The following is an 18,800-nucleotide window of genomic DNA, read 5'->3' as shown; positions in this document are numbered from 1 at the left end:
GAGGGCGGCACGGTCGGGTCGGCACGGGATGGCGAAGGTTCAGGCGATGGTCCGCATGGGCGCGGACCACCGCCGACGAGCCGCACTACTGGATGAAGCTCGTATCGGCAAGGGCGCCCATGTCGGGCTTCTGCTTGATGATGCCGATCTCGAGCAGCAGGTCGGCGGCCTCCTCGGAGAAGGTCTTGAACTCGCTGTCGAAAAACTTCTTGTTGGCCGCCCGGTCCTGCCAGCGCAGGAACTGCGCGGACTTGCCGAAGGCCTCGCCCGTCTGCTTCACGTCGGCGCCCATGATGTCGTAGGCCTTGGCCTGATCCTTCGCGATCATGTCGAGCGCTTCGAAATAGCTGTCCGCGAAAGCCTTGGCGGCCTTCGGATTGTCGGACAGGAATTTCGGCGTGCAGCCGAACGTGTCCATCACCATCGGATAATCGAGCGTGGTGGCGATGATCTTGCCGGCCTGCGGCGCGGCGCGGACCGACGAGAGGTACGGCTCGTAGGTCATCGCGGCGTCGTTCTGGCCGGCGATGAAGGCCTGCGCGGCGGGGCCGGGCTCCATGTTGACGACCGTGACGTCCTTCACGGTGAGCCCGTTCTTCTTCAGCATCCAGGCGAGGGCGAAATACGGCGACGTGCCGGGAGCGGAGGCCGCGACGGTCTTGCCCTTGATGTCCTTGATCGACGCCACGTCGTTGCGGACGACCATGCCGTCGGCGCCGTAGCTCTTGTCGAGCTGGAAGATCTGCTTCGTCGGCACGCCGTTCGCGTTCCAGACGATCCACGTCTCCACCGTGGTCGCGGCACATTGGATGTCGCCCGACTGGATCGCCAGGTGGCGGCTGGCCTGAGGCACCTTCTTGATCGTCACGTCGAGGCCGTTCTTCTTGAAGATGCCGGCCTCCTTCGCGAGCGTCAGAGGCGCAAACCCGGTCCAGCCCGAGATGCCGATCGCCACTTTCGTCTCCTGGGCGGAGGCCGAGCCTGCCGCCAGCGCCAGCAGCGCGAAACCACCAATGATCGCCTTCAATGTCGCCTCCATCCTGTCAAATCGCCGTGCCGATCCGACGCGCCCTCTGGAATTTCTGTTGCTGCGCGCCTGTCGTCCTGTGCAGGTGGCGAATGCCAACACGCCAGCCTTCGGATGTCAAATGTCTATACATGAACGCAGGCCGGCATGACCGGCCTGCGCGCACGGCGACGTCGCGCCGTCAGCGGATGCCGGCGCGCATGAAGGACTGCACGAACTGACGCTGGAACAGGAGGAAGGCCAGGAGCAGCGGCGCCATGGTCATGACGGTCGCGGCCGTGATCACCGACCAGTCGACGCCGGTCTCCGGCGCGCCGAAGACCGCGAGCCCGACCGTCAACGGACGGCTCTCGACCGAGTTCGTCACGATGAGCGGCCAGAGGAAGTTGTTCCAATGGTAGCTCACGGAGACGAGGCCGAACGCGATGTAGGTGGTCTTGCCGAGGGGGACGAAGACCCGCCACAGGACCCCGAAGGAGGATGCGCCCTCGACGCGGGCCGCCTCCACCAGCTCGTTCGGTACGCTCTTGAAGGCCTGCCGCAGGAGGAAGGTGCCGAAGGCCGAGGCCATGTAGGGGAGGGCGATGGCCGGGATCGTGTCGAGCAGGTTGAGCCAGCTGATGACGCGGTAGTTCTCCACGATCAGCACGTCCGGCATGATCATGAGCTGGACCAGGACGAGCGCGAACAGGACGTCGCGCCCCACGAAGCGGAACCGCGCGAATGCGTAGGCCGCCAGCGTCGCGATCACGATCTGGCCCGCGAGCACCATCGTGACCAGCAGCGCCGTGTTCAGGTAGTAGCGGGCGAAGGGAGCCTGCCGCCAGGCGCGCGCGAAATTGTCGAGCGTCAGGGGAGCCGTGAGGTCGAACCGCGTGGCGTATTCGGCCGGGTGGAAGGCGCTCCACAGGCTGTAGGCGAGCGGCAGGAGCCACAGGAGCGCGAGCACCCAGGCGGCGACGGTCTCGACCGAAGGATGGTTCTGTCTCATTGGTAGTGGATCCTGCGATCGAGATAGACGAACTTGGTGAGCGCGACCGCCGCCAGGATCGTGATGAGCGTCACCGTGAGCGTGGCCGCGTAGGTGGTGTCCCAGAAGGTGAAGGCCACCTCGTAGATGTAGTAGAGCAGCAGCGAGCTCGCGTTGTTGGGGCCGCCCTTCGTCATGATGACGAGCTGATCGACGAGCTTGAAGGAGTTGATCAGCGCGTTGATCGAGATGAATAGGGTCGTGGGCATCAGGAGAGGCAGCGTCACGCGGCGGAAGAAGTACCACCGGCTCGCGCCTTCGACCATGGCGGCCTCCTTCAGCTCCGGCGGGATGGTCTGCAGCGCCGCGAGGTAGAAGATCATGAAGAAGCCGGCTTCCTTCCACACGACCATGACGGCGATGCAGTTCATGACCGTCGAGGGATCGCCCAGCCAGTTGTGGCCGGAGAAGCCGAGCGACTTCAGGAACTGGTCGAGCAGACCGTAATCCGGCGTGTAGAAGAAGAGCCAGATATTCGCCACGGCGATCATCGGCAGGACCGTCGGCGTGAAGAAGGCGAGCCGCAGGAACGTCCGCCCGGCGATCTTCCGGTCGACCCAGACGGCCATCAGGAGCGCGAGCGCGATGCTCGTCGGCACGGTCGCCAGGGCGAAGAAGAGGTTGTTGCGAAGTACCTGCCAGAAGACGTCGTCCTCGAGCATGTAGGTGTAGTTGTCGAGGCCCACGAACTCGGCCGGGCCGCTCCGGCCCAGCGAGAAGAAGCTGTGATAGAGCGTCGCCAGGATGGGGTAATGCGTGAAGGCGGCCAGGAGAACGAGCGCAGGCAGCAGCAGCAGCCATGCATTGACGTTCGTCAGCCAAGTCCTGCGCCGGGCGGTTCCGGGCGCGGCGGCGCTCATGACGGCGGCTACCATCGGTTTCTCCTGCATGACCTCGAACGACGTGCCGCGGCAGAAGAACCGCCGCGGCACGTCCGGAGTGATCCTACTTGTAGCGGCTCAGAACGCGCTCGGACTGCTTCTGGGCGCTGTCGAGGGCCTCCTGCGGGCTCTGGGTGCCCGTCACGGCGGCCTGCACCGAGTCGTTGACGATCTTGTAGATGCGTCCGTTGTCGTGCACCGACAGCTCGGCCACGGCATGCTCCAGCTGATCGCGGGCCACGACCGCCTGCGGGAAGCCCTTCACGTAGTCCTTCATGGCCTGCGTCTCGTAGGCTGCCGGCGTCACCGCCACGTAGCCCGTCTTGATGCTCCACTCGGCGGAGCGCTCGGGCGCGGTCATCCAGCGGATGAAGGTGACGGCGGCCTTCTGCTGCTCCGGGGTCGCGCTCTTGAAGACGTAGAAGTTGCCGCCGCCGGTCGGGGAGCCGCGCCGCTCCTTGGCGGGCAGCATGGCGACGCCGAAGTCGAACTTCGCGCCTTCCTTGACGGCCGTCAGGTTGCCGGTGGTGTGCCACATCATGGCGGTCTTGCCTTCGAGGAAGTCGGTGCGCAGGGTGCCCCACTCGATGGCTCCCTTCGGCATCACGCCGTCCTTGGCAGCGAGATCCACCCAGTATTGCAGCGCCTCGACCGACTTCTTCTCGTTGAAGAAGACCTTGTTGCCGGCCTCGTTCATGAGCTTCTGGCCGTTCTCGATCGCCAGAGCCTGCAGCATCCAGTATCCGTAGCCGGTGGACGGGATCTCGACGCCCCAGCGGGAGACGTTGCCCGACGCGTCCTTCTTCACGAGCTTCTTGGACATCTCGGCCATCTCGGCCCAGGTGGTCGGCGGCTTCTCGGGATCGAGCCCGGCCTCCTTGAAGGCGTCCTTGTTGTAGTAGAGCACGATGGTCGAGCGCTGGAACGGAACGCTCCAGGTCTTCCCTTCGACGCGGCCGTTCTCCATGAAGGCCGGGTAGAAGGATTCGAGCCACGCCTTGCCGTCCGCGCCGGCGATCTCGTCGATCGGGACGATCGCCTTCTCGTCCATCAGCGTGAACAGGTCGGTGGAGAACAGAACGGAGAGCTGCGGCGGCTGGCCTCCCTTCATGGCCGTCATCGCCTTGGTCATGGTGTCGGTGTAGTTGCCCGCATAGACCGCCTCGACCTTGATGTCCGGGTTCTCCTTCTGGAACCGCTGCACCATGTCGTCGATGATCTTCGTGACCGGGCCTCCGACCGCGACCGGGTAATACATCGTCAGGTCGACGGCGTGCGCGACGCTCGCCCCCAAGCTCATCACGGTCATAAGGCCTGCCGTGAGCAGCGACTTCGTGTTCACCTTCATTGTCCTCCCCTCCGGAGTTTTGGACGTTTACGCCTGCAGCCGGCCGGCTGCCCGCGTTCTCTCATGCGGCAACGCCTAAAGCATCGGACCCGAAAGTGGATTTGCACTTTTGGGATCCATCCGATGCTTTCTCTTTAGAGAGAGCATCGTCTGTGCGGAAAACCGGGATCCACTTTTCCGCACGGTGCTCTAGTGACGCGGGGCTCCCGCGTCCCGGCGCTTTCCGCTGGTCCTTTCAAACAGATGTATGTGACGGTCTTGCCAGCCAAGCCCGATTTTGTCGCCGGCATGCAGCTGGCAGAAGCCGGGCTGGCGGATCGCCATGGTCTCTCCCTCCACCTCGCAGAGGACGATGCTGTCGGCGCCCAAATACTCGGTCGCCTTGACGGTGGCCGGAACCCCGCCGCTTTCCACGATCGACACATGCTCGGGGCGCACGCCCAGCAGGGACCCGTCGCGCCACGAGATGATGTTCATCGGCGGGGTGCCGATGAAGCGGGCCGTGAAGTCGCTCGCAGGATGATTGTAGAGCTCGTGCGGCGCGCCGTTCTGCTCGATGACGCCGTCGCGCATCAGGATCACCCGGTCGGCCATGGTCATGGCCTCGGTCTGGTCGTGCGTGACGTAGACCATGGTCATGCCGAGGCGCTGCTGCAGGCTTCGGATCTCCGTTCGCATCTCGTGGCGGAGCTTCGCGTCGAGGTTCGACAGGGGCTCGTCCATGAGGCAGACGGGCGCTTCCGCGATGATGGCGCGGCCGAGCGCGACGCGCTGGCGCTGGCCGCCGGAGAGCTGGGACGGCTTGCGGTCGAGCAGGTGGCTCAGGCCCACGATGTCGGCCACGCGCTTCAGGCGCTCGTCCCGCTCCGCGCGTCCGACGCCGCGGACGCGCAAGCCGAAGATGATGTTCTCGGCGACGTTGAGGTGCGGAAACAGCGCATATGACTGGAATACCATCGAGATGCGCCGCTCGGCCGGCGACAGGTGGGTCACGTCGCGTCCGCCGATGGTGATCGTGCCGGAATCGACCTCCTCCAGACCCGCGATGAGCCGCAGGGTCGTGGACTTGCCGCAGCCCGAAGGGCCGAGGAGCACAAGCAGCGTGCCCGCGTCGGCCTTGAAGCTGATGCGGTTCACTCCTCCCACGCCGCCCCATGTTTTGGACACTGCGCTGACAACGATCTCCGACATGAATTTCCAACCTGGCAGTTCTCGGAGGTCCGAGTTTTCGAATGGGTCTGATGCAAGAAACGGTGCTCGGGCGCGCCCTTCGTCTGTCGGGCTCAGGTGGAGCCGACCCGATGTGACCGCCTGAGAGCCTGACTCAATGGCAGTTCGTCAATCTGTCATCGCAATGTTGCGTCCGCACGACAGACGCCGGGCCGGAAAAGCGGAGATCCGTTCAGCCTGGCGTCGGGATGAGAGCGCGTCTGGCGTGGAGCGGAGTTGTGCATGGGCAGGCGCCTCCCCGGCGTTTCCTTCGAGTTCGGATCATTTGTTTTTTTGAAGGCTATGACGGGGAATCTGCGATATCAAGCATACTTATGTGGGATGTTCCAAGTTTTATGACCAACCTACGATACTTCGTCGCCTTGCGGAGGATGTGCGAGTGTTCCTGCCTGAGGGAAAGAAGGCCGCGCGCCAGAGATTGATCATCGCCGAACTCGGTCTTCATCCGGCGGTGCGCACGTCCGCGCTGGCTCGGCGGCTCGGCGTCTCGACGGAGACGGTGAGGCGCGACATCGAGGAGCTGACCAGGCTCGGGCTCGTCAGCCGCACCTATGGCGGCGCGGCCGGGCGCCAGCTGGGGCTGCAGCCGGAATTCCAGGATCGGGATTCGCTCGCGGTCGAAGAGAGGGATGCGATTGCCCGGAAAGCCGTCGAGTTGGTGAAGCCGGGGGACGTTCTCATGATCGATTCCGGTTCGACGACGGCACGCTTCGCTCGGATCCTGGCGCAGGCCGTGGAGCAGATCACGGTCATCACCAACTGCTTCGCGGTGGCCCATTCGCTCGTTCAGGGCAGCGGCGTCCGCGTCTTGTTCTGTCCCGGCGACTTCTCGGTGCGCGAGCGCGGCGTCTACGGCTCCGAGACCTGCGCATTCCTGCAGCGCTTCAACGCCGACATCGCCTTCATCGGCGCGAGTGGCCTGACCGTCGAGGGGCCGACCGACGTCGAGACGCAGGCCTGCTGGATCAAGAGGACGATGCTCGATCGCGCCGAACGGGGCGTGCTCCTGCTGGACGGCACGAAGTTCGACCGACGGCATCTCGAGCTCGTCTGTCCCCTGGACCGGCTATCGGACGTGGTCACCGATCGCCATCCCGAAGGGGGTCTCGCCGTCCGGCTCACTCGCGGCGGCGTCACGCTGCACGTGGCGTCGAGCGTCACGCAGCCGGAGCATGTCGATCCCGCGTAACGGGATCATTCCGAAAAGCCGGCGAACGCGAAGGCGGCGGCGCCTGCTCCGATCGCCGCGACGCTGGCGGCCGCGACGATCCAGCCGGCTATGCGCGTGCCGAAGGCAAAGCTCATGCCCGCCTTCACCAGGGTGTTCACGGCCACCGCAATTGAGATGCCGAGGGCCGCGGAGGTCAGCGCGATGCCGTTTCGGGACTCGCGGGCGAGCGACAGGGTGATGGCGTCCACGTCCGCGATGCCGGAGACAGCTGCGAGGGCGGTCAGGCCGAAATCGCCCGCGCCCGCTCCCACCCACTTGGTCAGCAGGCTGATCAGCGCGATCAGGCCGGCGAGCTTCAGGGCCATGCCGAGGTCGAAGGGGTTGCGGATCTGCAGGTCCGGGTGTTCCTCGTCTCCGCTCCGGTTCGTGAGGAACAGGAGGCCCGCGACCGTGAGCAGGACGAGGCCCGCCGCGCCGAGGGGCCACGCCATCGGCAGGAGCAGGGCGCCGTTGAGGGCGCTCGCCACGAGGAAGACGCGCCCGACCATGACGGCCCCCGACAGGAGGATGCCGGCCGCGAGGAGGGGACTGGCCGCAGGATGCTCGCGCGCCATGCGCGCCAGCGTCACCGTCGTGGCGGTGGAGGAGGCGAGGCCGCCGGCCGCGGCCGCGAGCGCCACGCCCACCTGGCTGCCCATGATCCGGACGGCGATGTAGCCCGCAAACGAGATCGCCGCGATCAGGATCGCGAGAAGCCAGATCTCCGCCGGGTTGATCGCCCCCCACGGATCGACGGCCCGGTTGGGCAGCAGGGGCAGCGCCAGGAAGGTCATGGCCAGGAGGATGAGAACGGAGCGGACCTCCAGCCAGGTGATGCGTCTGAGCCAGCTGTGCAGGGGCTGCTTGAGGGCGAGGATCGCCATGACGGTCACGCCCGCAGCCGCCGCGATCCGCAGGTCGCCGAGGATCGCATAGGCGCCGAGCACGAAGGTGAGGAGGCCGGCGACGACTCCCGTGACGCTGAAATTGCTCTCGGCCTTCGCCTGGAGCCACGAGAAGGCGCTGAACGCGATCGCGAAGCCGAAGAACGACAGGGCCAGGAAGGCCGGATGGGTCTGGCCCGACAGGATCGCGCAGAGGCCGCCGAGGAGGGCCGTGAGGGTGTAGGTGCGCAGCCCCGCCGCGCGCTCGCCCTCGGGCTCCTCGCGCTGCTTCCAGCCACGCTCCAGGCCGATCATCAGCCCGATCGCCAGGGCGACGGCGAGGCGCAGGAGAAGCGGCGAGTCGGTCATGTGGAGCCCCGGCGTTCTTGGGGGCGCGTCCATACGGAGACGAACCCCGGATCTTTTGCCGGTTCATTAGCATGGCCGTCAGGAGGACAATACTGCATCCCCGGAGGCCTCATCGGCCGGCTCGTATCGACGGATCGATCAAGGGTGATGCCGATCCGACCGGGCGACGGACGCACACGGTTATGAGGAACGGCGGAACACCGGGAGAGCCATGCGGCGGCGGCGGTCCCTTCCTGCGCCTGCAGCAATTGTGTCCGGCCCTCTTCCTGCATATTTCCGCTCAATCTAGTGAATAGAAAGAAAACTACATGGTTATGACGTGGTTTACCCGTCCGCTCTGGCAGCGGGTCGCCGTCGCCTTCGCGCTCGGCATCCTGGCCGGCACCCTCGCCGGCGAGCAGGCCGCCGTATGGTTCAAGCCGCTGGGCGACGTCTATCTGAACCTCGTGCGGATGATCGTCATCCCGCTGGTGTTCTTCACCATCGCGTCCAGCGTGGCGAAGCTCGCGGAGGCCGGGAACGTCGCGCGGCTCGGCGCCCGCACCCTGTTCTGGTTCATCGCCACCTCGGCCATCGCGGTGCTGGTCGGCATCGCCTTCGGGCATCTGATCGATCCGGGCCTTGGCCTGTCGAACCTGCCGCTCGGCGAGGTGAAGCCGCGCACCATCCCGACGCCGCTCGAGGTGCTGATCGGCATCGTGCCGACCAATCCGATCAAGGCCATGGCCGACACCAACGTGCTGCAGGTGCTGTTCTTCGCCGGCATCGTGGGCGCGGCGCTGGTGTCGCTCGGCGAGAAGACCGCGGGCCTGCGCGGCCTCGTCGATCAGGGATCGGCCCTCGTGTTCCGCATCACCCGCTGGGTGCTGCAGCTCACCCCGATCGGCACCTTCGGGCTCATCGCCTGGGTGGTCGGCCGCTATGGCCTCTCCTCGCTTCTGCCGTTGGGTAAGTTCATCGGCGCCATGTATCTCGCCTGCCTGTTCCACATCATCGTGGTCTATGGCGGACTGCTGAAGCTGCACGGCCTCAAGCCCAGCCGCTTCTTCCGCGGCGCGCTGCCGGCGCAGCAGATGGCTTTCGCGACCTCGTCGAGCCTCGCGACACTGCCGATGACGCTGCGGGTCGCAGTGGAGAAGCTCGGCGTTCCGCAGAGCTACGCGAGCTTTGCGGTTCCGCTCGGCGCCAACGTGAAGATGGACGGCTGCGGCGCGATCTATCCGGCGATCGCCGCAATCTTCATCGCGCAGTACTTCGGGCTCGACCTCTCGCTGACGCAGTACGTGCTCATTGGCCTCACGGCGGTGCTCGGCTCCCTCGGCACGGCGGGCGTTCCCGGAACCTCCATCGTGATGCTGACCCTCACGCTCAGCACCGCGGGGCTGCCGCTCGAGGGCATCGGCTACATCGTGGCCATCGACCGGGTCGTCGACATGATGCGCACCGCCACCAACGTCACCGGCCAGATCCTCGTGCCCGTGCTCGTGGCGAAGGAGGAGGGGATCCTCGACCAAGCCGTCTACGACGGTGCCGCCGAAACCCGCGAGCCCGCCGCCGACACGGTACTCGTAGCGGCCGAGTAGAGACGCGGCCGGCTCCCCGGCTGCAACTGAACCAGGCCATGGCCGTTCTGCTCTTCACGGAAGCAGGTCGGCCATGGCGTCACAGAGTTCGTCCCGAAAAGTCATCTATGCCGCGCTCCTGGGCAATTTCCTGATCGCGGTCACCAAGTTTGCCGCCGCTGCGTGGACCGGAAGCTCGGCCATGCTGAGCGAGGGCGTGCATTCCCTGGTCGATACCGGCAACGAACTGCTCCTCCTTTACGGGCTGCACCGCTCCGCGCTGCCGCCCGACCGCGCCCATCCGCTCGGCCATGGGCGCGAGCTCTATTTCTGGACCTTCATCGTCTCCCTGCTGATCTTCGCTCTCGGGGCCGGCGTCTCGATTTACGAGGGCATCATGCACATGCGCGAGCCGGAGCCCGTCGAGAGCCCTGTCGTGAACTACGTGGTGCTCGGCCTCTCGTTCCTGTTCGAGGGCGGCTCCTGGTGGGTGGCGCTCAAGGAGTTCAGGCGCGCCAAGGGGCAGCGCGGGTATTACCAAGCCGTTCGGGAGAGCAAGGACCCGACGACCTTCACAGTGCTGTTCGAGGACAGCGCGGCCCTCGCGGGGCTTGTCATCGCATTCGTGGGAATCTCGGCTGCGCAGTATTTCGAGATTCCGGAACTCGACGGTCTCGCCTCCGTCGGCATCGGTCTCGTGCTGGCTGCGACCGCCATGGTGCTGGCGCGGGAAACCAAGGGCCTCCTGATCGGGGAGGCGGCTCATGCCGGGCTCCAAGCCTCGATCCTCGCCATCGCCCAGGATGATCCGGCGGTCGAGCGCGCCAACGGCGTGCTGACGGTGCACCTCGCGCCTCAGCAGATCGTTGCGGCGCTCAGCGCCGAATTCGCGGACGACCTGACGACGCCGGAGATCGAGGCCTGCGTCACGAGGCTGGAGGCGAAGGTGAAGGCGGCTCATCCCGAGATCGCCATGCTGTTCATCAAGCCGCAGAGCGCCGGCACCTACCGCAAGCGGCGCGCCGCGATCAATCTGGCCGACTACACGGTTGACGATTCCGGTCATCTATTGAAAGACGCACCCGACTCCCCATGATAGTCTGGATGGGGCGACAGGAGTGCGTATGGCCGGGCGGGTAATCAAGGACGATCAGCCTCGCGTCTATTTCGACTGCAACAAGTGCCCGGCATTCTGCTGCTCGATCTACGAGCGTGTCGGCGTCACGAAGCGCGACATCAACCGGCTCGCCAAGCATTTCGGCGTGACGCCCGACGAGGCGCGCGAACGCTACACGGCCGATTGGGAAGGCGAGCGCGTGCTCAAGCGCGTCAAGGACGTGATCTTCGAGAAGACCTGCGCCTTCCTCGACCAGAAGACACGCGGCTGCACGATCTATCACGCACGCCCGGAGGTATGCAGGTCCTATCCCAACCGGTCGCGCTGCGCCTATTACGATCTGCTGCGCTTCGAGCGCATCCAGCAGGGCGACGAGAGTGTCGTGCCGCAGGTCAAGATCACGTTCCACGACGTCGAGGAGGAGGTCGTGGACAACGCGGACGGTCCGGAGCGGATCTACGAGTGGGGCGAGAAGGAGCGCTGAGGCGCCTCAGGGGCGGTTCTGACCGCCGCCGTTCGGCGTCACGATCACGGTCGCGGTCATGCCGGCGCTCAGGCGAATATCGTCCGGCACGCGATCCAGGGCGATGCGCACGGGAACGCGCTGCGCGAGGCGCACCCAGCTGAAGGTCGGGTTGACGTTGGCGATGAGGCCGTCGGACGTCTGCGCCGTCTCCCGGTCGGCGATCGCGCGGGCGATGCTCTCCACATGCCCCGGGATCTCGTCCGGAAAGCCCATCAGCCGCACGGTCGCACGGTCGCCCTCGCGAATGTTGCGGATCTTCGTCTCCTCGAAATAGCCGGCCACATGGAAGGAGTCGCTGTTGACGATGGCGAGCAGCGCCCGGCCGGCCGTGGCATAGTCGCCCGCATTGACCTGGAGGTTCGTCACGAAGCCGTTCACGGGTGAGCGCAGCTCCGTGCGGTCGAGGTTGAGGCGGGCCGTGTTGAGCGCGGCGAGCGCCTGGTCGTACTCGGCCGCGGCGGTCGCGACCGCGGTCTCCGCCTGCTCACGCGCCTCCACCGTGATGGCTGCGGTGGACAGCCGGGTGCGCCGCTCAAGTTCCCGCCGCCGCTGCTCGAGCTCCTGCTCGCGTCCTTGGACGTTGGCCTCGGCCTGGCTCAGCGCGAAGCGGTATCGCTCCGGATCGATCGTGAAGAGCACGTCGCCCTTCTTCACCGCCTGGTTGTCCTTCACTCTTACCTGGGCGACGGCACCGGAGACGTCGGGCGCGATCTCGATGATGTCCGCATGGACCCGGCCGTCGCGCGTCCATGGGTTGCGCGTGTAGTCCTGCCACGCGAACCATGCGGCGGCCGCAGCTCCTGCGACCACGAAGGTTGTGACGACGAATTTGACGGTGCGGGAAACGGCCACGGGATTGAGATCCTAACGAAACACGAGCGAGATGCAGGCGGACAGCACGAGCACATAGAGCGCGACGTTGAACAGGGCTTGATGCCAGACGAGACGATAGAAGCCGATTTCCCTCAGGACCCAGCGCAGGACGATCCAGATGACGGCGGCCGCGGCCGCATAGGCGAACATGGGCGGCGCGTAGATGCCGAACAGGTCGACTTCCTTGATCATGCGGGAACCGCCTCCTTCCTCAGCACGGAGGGCACCGGAGCGGTTCGGGCCTGTCCGAAGAGGTCCGCATGCCGGTGGAGAGCGCTTCCGATCGCCACGAGGGCCGTCAGCGTCTCGTCGGCAGGCCCAGTGGGACGCTCGAGCAGAAGGGCGACGGCGTCGTCGATTTCACCGAGAGGTTCGGAGACGGGTTGTCCTGCCGCGAGGCGGCCAAAGTGACGGGTAAGGGCCGCCAGAACTCGGTCGACGGCGCGTGCCGCGTCATGGGTCAGATCCCCGCGCACGGCTTTGAGGGTCATGATGTTGAAGCCGATGCGCAAGGCCGCCAGCGCGCTGCGCATCGTGGCGCGCTGGTCGGGCTGGGCGATGTCGAGACGGGCGAACAGGGCATTGATGCGATCGAACATGCGGCTCGCGAAGCGGGTGCGGCTGACATTGGCGTCGGGGCCCGCGAGCCGCTCCAGGTCGCGGAGCACGCCGCCGCGCACCCTGCGGATCGTCCACTCGACCCCGAGCGGGCGGAACAGCCGGAACATGAGGATACCGGCCCCGATGCCAACGATGAGAGCGCTGCTCGAATTGATGAAGGAGGCAAGGTCCGGCTGCGTCGGCGTGTTCGTCAGGCCGAGAAGAGCCACGAGATTGAGCCCGAGCGGCGTCACCCGGATGCCGATGCCCGGAAGGCCGAGCAGGATGCCGAAGGGCAGGTAGAAGGGCAGCAGCACCATCACGAGGGAGGCGAAGCCGTCGATCATCGGCAGCACCGCGAACATGTAGAAAGCCGCGATGACGGCGGACAGGATCGTCATGCGCAGGAAGTTCGCGGCGGCGGCCGCCGGTTCATCGAGGGCCGCGAGGATGCTGCAGATCACGCCGCTGAAGATGACGGCGGAGCTCCCATGCGTCCATCCCGAAGCGATCCAGAACGCGGCCGTGAGCAGGACCGCCCCGGTGGAGGTCGCGCCGGCCACGAGCGCGAGCACCACGTCGCGGTAGCGCGCGGTCGACGGCGCTTCCTCGGGGATGGCGATGCGCCGTCCTGAGAGAATGGCGGCGCGCAGGTCGAGCAGTCGCTGCCAGGTGCCCAGCGCATCGCTCAGGCGCAGCAGGATGTTGCGCACGAGGATCGTCTCGTGATCGCGCACCATGTCCCCGAAGGAGGGCATCCGCGCTGCCGTCTCCTCCTGAAGCCTGCGGATTTGCCGGTCCATCTCCGCGTCGGGCGCGAGCGGATCGGGCCGGTCGAGAAGGGCTGCCGAGCGGTCCAGCAGGTCCTGAACCATGTCCTGCTTGCCGGTCGCATGGCTTCGCAGAAGCTCGAGGCGGTCGTTGATGGAAACCAGGAGCGACAGGAGGGTAAGGAGCTGACCCTGGAGGTGGCGCACCGCGTCGCCGGCTGCCCTGACGGAGGGAGTGTCGAAGGAGGCGAAGACCCGCAGCGCATCGAGCCCGATCGTATCCGCCACCATCCGGCGCTGGTCGGCGAGGGCCTTTTCCTCCCCCGATTCTCCGCGGAGCACGTCGCCCAGCCATTGCACCGAAGCCGTCAGGGTCGCATCGACGGAGGCCTTGAGGGCTTCGCCCGCGCGCTTCGGAAAGACGATCTGGCTGACCAGGGTGGCGCATGCGATGCCGAGGGTGATCTCGATGCAGCGGCCAACGGCGTAGTCGAAGGCGGTTTCCGGCGCGAGCGCGGCCGGAATGCCCACGATGGCGGCCGTGTAGCCGGACAGCATCGCTCCGTAGGAGGCCGGTGCGTCGCGCAGGAGCACCGACGTGAAGGTGCAGGCCCCGATCCAGAGCGCAAGCGCCAGGAGGAAAAGGGAGGGCGCCTGGGCGAAGGCGCCGACCAGGGCGAGGGCCGCCGTGGCGCCGACGACCGTTCCGGTGACGCGGAAGAGGGATTTGGCCACGACCATGCCGGCGATGGGCTGCGCGACCACGAAGGCGGTCAGCATGGCCCAGCTCGGCTGGGTTAGGTCGAGCGCGAAGGCGATGTAGAGAGCGAGGACAGCCGCACCGAAGGTCTTGATCGAGAACATCACCTCTCGCCAGCTCGGCTGCGGCATCGTTTCGGGTCTCTCGATCCTGGATGGCCGCCTGCGGAACGAACCCGGCGCGGCCTCGTGAGGTTACCTAGGGCCTGAGGGGGGAACGCCCAGGCGCGGCCTCAAGTGCCATGCTGGGACGACCGGGTGAAATGTGCACCTCACAACCCAGCTTTGCACGACATGATGAGGATGGGGCGGATGTTCTGGTATATAGGCAACCCGAAAACGCCGGATCGGATTCCGGTCGGGAATCCCGGGAAAAACGACCAATGGACATGAAATCGCCAGCCGTGACCGCCACGCCTGCCCGCACCGTGGCGGAGGGAGTGGCCGTGCCGATCCTCGCGGCGATCAGCATTTCGCATCTCCTCAACGATCTGATCCAGTCGCTGCTCCCGGCGATCTACCCGATCCTCAAGACGAACTTCCACCTCGATTTCGGCCAGATCGGCCTTCTGACCCTGACCTTCCAGATCACGGCCTCGCTGCTGCAGCCCCTGGTCGGATACGCAACGGACAAGAAGCCCCAGCCCTTCTCCCTCGTGGTCGGCATGGGCTTCACGCTCGTGGGCCTGCTCACCCTCTCGCGCGCCGGGTCGTTCCCGATGCTCCTGCTGGCGGCGGCGCTCGTCGGCATGGGCTCCTCCGTGTTCCATCCGGAATCGTCCCGGGTGGCCCGCATGGCATCGGGCGGCCGGCACGGTCTTGCGCAGTCCGTGTTCCAGGTCGGCGGCAATGCGGGCACGGCCGTCGGGCCGCTGCTCGCGGCCTTCATCGTCGTCCCGATGGGGCAGTCCAGCATCGCGTGGTTCTCGGTCGTCGCGCTGCTGGCCATGATCATCCTGTTCAACGTGGGGCGGTGGTATCAGGCCAAGGTCGTGGCGCTTCGCTCCAAGCCCAAGGCGGCGCCGGCTGCGTCGCCCCATTCGCGGGCGAAGGTCGCGGTCTCGATCACCATCCTGATGCTGCTGGTCTTCTCCAAAAACTTCTATACGGCCAGCATCACCAGCTACTTCACCTTCTACCTGATCTCGAAGTTCCAGCTCTCGGTGCAGGATGCGCAACTCCACCTGTTCATCTTCCTCGGGGCCGTTGCGGCCGGGACGGTGCTCGGCGGGCCGATCGGCGACCGGATCGGGCGCAAATACGTGATCTGGTTCTCGATCCTCGGCGTGCTGCCCTTCACCCTGGCCCTGCCTTACGCCAACCTGTTCTGGACGGGGGTGCTGAGCGTGCTGATCGGCCTGATTCTGGCCTCGGCCTTCTCGGCGATCCTGGTCTATGCGACGGAGCTCGTCCCCGGGCGCGTGGGCATGGTGGCGGGCCTGTTCTTCGGCCTGTCCTTCGGCATGGGCGGCCTCGGCGCCGCGGTGCTCGGCCAGCTCGCGGATTGGACCAGCATCGAGACGGTCTACCGCGTGTGCTCGTTCCTTCCGGCCATCGGCCTCCTGACCTATTTCCTGCCGCACGAGAAGCCAAAGGCCCTCGCGGCCTGAAGGCTCAGGGCTGCGCGGCAGCCTTGGTCATCGGCTCGACGGTGACGGCGAGCCGCATGTCCGGGTGGATGCCGCAGATCGCCTGGAACTGGCCCGGCTGGTCGAACCCAATGGTGATCGCGTCGCCCGGGTTCTGCGCGTCGGAGCTCACGCTGAGGCCCGGCCCATCGATCCGCACGTTGTGGGTGCGGGTGTCGTCGTTCACGATCTTCAGGGCTTGGCCGACCTTCAACAGGATCGCGCCGGGCGTGAAACGCCGGTCCTTCTGTCCCACCGTCGTCGCCGCAATGGCCGGAACGTCGGCGCCGAGCACCATGGTCCTGGCTGGCAAGCTCGCGGGACGGGGTGGATCCTCGCTTGAGAGAGTGTTCAGGAAGGCGACGAGCTGCGCGCGCTCCTTCGGGCTCAGCGCGATCCGGCGGGGCAGATCGGCCGAGAGCGTCGGACGCTCGACCACGCGCTCCGCGTAGTGATCCACCACGTCCTCGAAGGTCGCGAGCGATCCGTCATGCATGTAGGGTGCGGTCCAGACCCGCTCGCGCAGGCTAGGCGTCTTGAAGGCATTGTCTGCGGCCTTGAGGCCCAGCACGACACCGCGGCCCTGGTCCTGTCCGGGAAGGCCGACGTCGTGGAACGCCTCGTCGGTGAAGCGCCAGCCCGTGTGGCAGCTCACGCATCCCGCCTTGCCGACGAAGAGCCTCAGCCCGGCCTTTTCGTCGGAATCGATGGCCTCGTCGTCGCCCTTCACCCATCGGTCGAACCGGGTCTCGGGCGACACGAGAGTGCGCTCGAAGGCGGCCAGCGCCTTCAGCAGGTTGGAGCGGGTCACGGCCGGGTCTTCGGGGAAGGCCCTGGCGAAGGACCGGACGGTCTCGGTGTCGGCCGCCAGCGTCCTGACGGCGCCGGCGAGGTCCCCGGCCATCTCGCGCTTGTTTTCGATCGGGCCTGCCGCCTGATCCTCCAGGCTCGCGGCGCGACCGTCCCAGAACCACGACAGGCCCCAGGCCATGTTCCACAGGGGAGGGGTGCGGCGGTCGAGCGGCTGCCCGTCGAGGCCGCCGTGGCGCGGAACCCCGTCCGTGAAGGACAGCTCGGCCTGGTGGCAGGTCGAGCAGGCGACGGTGCCGTCCCCCGACAGGCGCGGATCGTCGAAGAGCTTAGCGCCCAGGGCCACCTTGTCGGGCGTGGTCGGGTTGCCGTCCGGCATCGGCGCGTGGTCGGGACGCGCGAAGACCTGCCGCCAGTGAGCCGCATCGAACGGATCGGGGCCGGCCTTGGCTCCGCCCAGGACGGTGACGAGGCCGAGCCCTGCCGCCGCTTGGACGAGACGCGGGGTTTTCGCGCGTTCCATGGACCTATCGGAAGTTTCCGACCTGCAGCTCGAACTTGGCGACAGACGCGAGGAACTGGCTCGCATCCTTCGCGGGCTTCTGCGGCGGCGTGACAGCCGGGAAGGTCGCCTTCAGATCGTCGAGGCCGGCGCGGATCGCCTTGGCGGCGTCGGCGTTCTTGGCCGCCAGCGCATCCGCCACGGTGCCGACGAGGCGGTCGATCTCGAATACGAAGCCGCGCGCATCTTGGTACTCGACCACGTTGGCGATGCGGCCCTTCTCGACCGCTTCCTCGTATTCGTCGGCCGCCTGCTGCAAGGTCTCGAGGGCTGCTTCGAGCACGAAGTAGGACTTGTTCTCCTCCTTGGCGAGCACGGCGCTCTCGGCTGCCGCGAGGCGCTCCTCGACGGTTGCACGGGCGCGGGCGTAGGCCTCCTTGTTCTTGGCCTTCACGGTCTGCGACAGGGACTTTAGGGCGGTCTGGAACGGGCCGATGCCGAAGGCCTTCAGGTCGTCGCGCAGGGAGCCGTAGATCTCCTCCTCCGGGTGGAGGAAGTGCGGGAGGGCGTCGGCCCAACGCCCGGCCTCGACCAACTCTCCGCCGACGATCAGGTGGCCGCGGATCATCTCGATGCCGCGGGCGAGATGCAGGCCTGCCGGCAGCTGTGCGCCACCGCCGCCTTCGCCGCCGCCTTCACCGCCTTCGCCATCGGGCGCGGCCTTGACGGCCTTTCCGTGGCCCTGGTGCTGGGCGAGATGGATCGTGCCCTGGCCCGCCGGCGCCTCGATTCCCGCCGGCTGCGCCGGCAGCATCCCGGCCTGGGTGGCGGCGGGCGTCGTCATCAGGACCGCAGTGCCCAGATTTGCCCAGATCTTCCGTCTCTTCATCGACATATCCCCCGCGGCGAGCCAAGATCGCCGGAAAGCCAGTTTGGAATAATTAAAAACTATAAGTCTTTACAGTCACTTAGCTACATTTTATGCCGACGGAAAGCAACAAGGTCTTCGTCTGATGCTGATCACAATCGCGGACGTGCTGTCGCACGCGGAGCTGCAGGACATCCGCTCCACCTTGCAGGCCATGCGCTTCGAGGACGGGCGGACGACGGCCGGTTGGAGCGCCAAGCTCGTCAAGGACAACGAGCAAGCCAGGGAGGGCGCGGCCCTCGACCTCCTGCGCGAGCGGGTCTCGAAGGCGATCCTCGCCAACGAGGTGTTCAGCCTGGCCGTGCGCCCTAAGACGCTGACCCCGCTGCTCTTCAGCCGCTACGGCGGCGGTCAGCATTACGGCACCCATGTGGACAACCCGCTCATGAACGGGATCCGCACGGACGTGTCCTTCACGCTCTTCCTGGCCGATCCGGATAGCTACGACGGGGGCGAGCTCGTGATCGAATCCGTCTCGGGCGAGGACGAGATCAAGCTTCCGGCCGGCCATCTCGTGGCCTATTCGTCGACGAGCCTGCACCGGGTCGCCCCGGTCACGCGCGGCGAGCGGCTCGTCGCCGTGGGCTGGGCCCAGAGCTACCTGCGGGATGCCGCGCAGCGCGAGCTGCTGTTCGATCTCGAGAACGCCAAGCGCGGCCTGTTCGCCAGAGCCGGAAAGACGCCGGAGTTCGACCTGCTGGCGAAGACCAGCGCCAACCTGTTCCGCATGTGGGCGGAGGTGTAAG

17 protein-coding genes are annotated in these 18,800 nt (G+C 66.4%); 6 read left to right on the top strand and 11 right to left on the bottom strand.

The window, feature by feature from the left end:
* Window positions 1-85 precede the first annotated feature (85 nt).
* From DES45_RS10825 to DES45_RS10805, 5 genes are all read right to left on the bottom strand, one after another.
* Complete coding sequence (locus DES45_RS10825; RefSeq protein WP_425374282.1) at window positions 86-1,015, bottom strand: ABC transporter substrate-binding protein; 930 nt, start codon at window positions 1,013-1,015, stop codon at window positions 86-88.
* Window positions 1,016-1,208: 193 nt separating this feature from the next.
* A complete protein-coding gene (locus DES45_RS10820; RefSeq protein ID WP_114770030.1) occupies window positions 1,209-2,018 on the bottom strand; it encodes a carbohydrate ABC transporter permease in 810 nt (269 codons plus the stop codon).
* Window positions 2,015-2,932, bottom strand: a complete 918-nt coding sequence (locus DES45_RS10815; RefSeq protein WP_245571684.1) for a carbohydrate ABC transporter permease — start codon at window positions 2,930-2,932, stop codon at window positions 2,015-2,017. The genes DES45_RS10820 and DES45_RS10815 overlap by 4 nt, the downstream gene beginning before the upstream one ends.
* 70 nt (window positions 2,933-3,002) lie before the next feature.
* A complete protein-coding gene (locus DES45_RS10810) occupies window positions 3,003-4,286 on the bottom strand; it encodes an ABC transporter substrate-binding protein (protein WP_114770029.1) in 1,284 nt (427 codons plus the stop codon).
* A gap of 189 nt (window positions 4,287-4,475) precedes the next feature.
* Window positions 4,476-5,477 (bottom strand): ABC transporter ATP-binding protein, encoded by a 1,002-nt coding sequence (locus DES45_RS10805; protein ID WP_114770028.1) that lies wholly within the window; start codon window positions 5,475-5,477, stop codon window positions 4,476-4,478.
* Window positions 5,478-5,895: 418 nt separating this feature from the next.
* On the opposite strand from DES45_RS10805, the gene DES45_RS10800 reads away from it, so the two are divergent.
* Window positions 5,896-6,705, top strand: coding sequence for a DeoR/GlpR family DNA-binding transcription regulator (locus DES45_RS10800; RefSeq protein ID WP_245571683.1), 810 nt, complete (start codon window positions 5,896-5,898; stop codon window positions 6,703-6,705).
* A gap of 5 nt (window positions 6,706-6,710) precedes the next feature.
* Here the strand turns inward: DES45_RS10800 and DES45_RS10795 are convergent, their stop codons facing one another.
* Entirely contained in the window at window positions 6,711-7,979 is a 1,269-nt protein-coding gene (locus DES45_RS10795) for an MgtC/SapB family protein (protein ID WP_114770027.1), read from the bottom strand.
* Window positions 7,980-8,293: 314 nt separating this feature from the next.
* On the opposite strand from DES45_RS10795, the gene DES45_RS10790 reads away from it, so the two are divergent.
* The 3 genes from DES45_RS10790 to DES45_RS10780 all read left to right on the top strand — a co-directional run bounded on the left by DES45_RS10790 (window position 8,294) and on the right by DES45_RS10780 (window position 11,142).
* On the top strand, window positions 8,294-9,562 hold the full coding sequence (locus DES45_RS10790) for a dicarboxylate/amino acid:cation symporter (RefSeq protein WP_245571682.1): 1,269 nt from the start codon (window positions 8,294-8,296) through the stop codon (window positions 9,560-9,562).
* 73 nt (window positions 9,563-9,635) lie between these two features.
* Window positions 9,636-10,637, top strand: coding sequence for a cation diffusion facilitator family transporter (locus DES45_RS10785; protein ID WP_114770025.1), 1,002 nt, complete (start codon window positions 9,636-9,638; stop codon window positions 10,635-10,637).
* Window positions 10,638-10,665: 28 nt separating this feature from the next.
* Window positions 10,666-11,142 (top strand): YkgJ family cysteine cluster protein, encoded by a 477-nt coding sequence (locus tag DES45_RS10780; RefSeq protein WP_114770024.1) that lies wholly within the window; start codon window positions 10,666-10,668, stop codon window positions 11,140-11,142.
* 6 nt (window positions 11,143-11,148) lie between these two features.
* Here DES45_RS10780 and DES45_RS10775 read toward each other — a convergent pair whose 3' ends face one another.
* From DES45_RS10775 to DES45_RS10765, 3 genes are read right to left on the bottom strand one after another with little or no spacing between them, the layout of a single operon-like run.
* Window positions 11,149-12,036, bottom strand: coding sequence for an efflux RND transporter periplasmic adaptor subunit (locus DES45_RS10775; RefSeq protein WP_114770023.1), 888 nt, complete (start codon window positions 12,034-12,036; stop codon window positions 11,149-11,151).
* A 12-nt stretch (window positions 12,037-12,048) separates the two neighbouring features.
* Complete coding sequence (locus DES45_RS10770; RefSeq protein ID WP_114770022.1) at window positions 12,049-12,249, bottom strand: DUF1656 domain-containing protein; 201 nt, start codon at window positions 12,247-12,249, stop codon at window positions 12,049-12,051.
* The gene (locus DES45_RS10765) at window positions 12,246-14,318 is read right to left on the bottom strand and encodes an FUSC family protein (RefSeq protein WP_114770021.1); all 2,073 of its coding nucleotides are present in this window, start codon (window positions 14,316-14,318) and stop codon (window positions 12,246-12,248) included. The genes DES45_RS10770 and DES45_RS10765 overlap by 4 nt, the downstream gene beginning before the upstream one ends.
* 251 nt (window positions 14,319-14,569) lie before the next feature.
* Here DES45_RS10765 and DES45_RS10760 point away from each other — a divergent pair, with 251 nt between their 5' ends.
* A complete protein-coding gene (locus DES45_RS10760; RefSeq protein WP_114770020.1) occupies window positions 14,570-15,796 on the top strand; it encodes an MFS transporter in 1,227 nt (408 codons plus the stop codon).
* A 4-nt stretch (window positions 15,797-15,800) separates the two neighbouring features.
* Here DES45_RS10760 and DES45_RS10755 read toward each other — a convergent pair whose 3' ends face one another.
* Window positions 15,801-17,147, bottom strand: coding sequence for a cytochrome c peroxidase (locus DES45_RS10755; RefSeq protein WP_114770019.1), 1,347 nt, complete (start codon window positions 17,145-17,147; stop codon window positions 15,801-15,803).
* A 4-nt stretch (window positions 17,148-17,151) separates the two neighbouring features.
* Complete coding sequence (locus tag DES45_RS10750) at window positions 17,152-18,015, bottom strand: hypothetical protein (RefSeq protein ID WP_114770018.1); 864 nt, start codon at window positions 18,013-18,015, stop codon at window positions 17,152-17,154.
* A gap of 124 nt (window positions 18,016-18,139) precedes the next feature.
* Between DES45_RS10750 and DES45_RS10745 the strand changes: the two genes are divergently transcribed.
* Entirely contained in the window at window positions 18,140-18,799 is a 660-nt protein-coding gene (locus tag DES45_RS10745; RefSeq protein WP_114770017.1) for a Fe2+-dependent dioxygenase, read from the top strand.
* Window position 18,800 lies beyond the last annotated feature (1 nt).

Source organism: Microvirga subterranea, assembly GCF_003350535.1.
Lineage (GTDB): Bacteria > Pseudomonadota > Alphaproteobacteria > Rhizobiales > Beijerinckiaceae > Microvirga > Microvirga subterranea.
The sequence above is the reverse complement of the archived record's forward strand: the minus strand, read 5'-3'. Positions and strand labels throughout refer to the sequence as shown.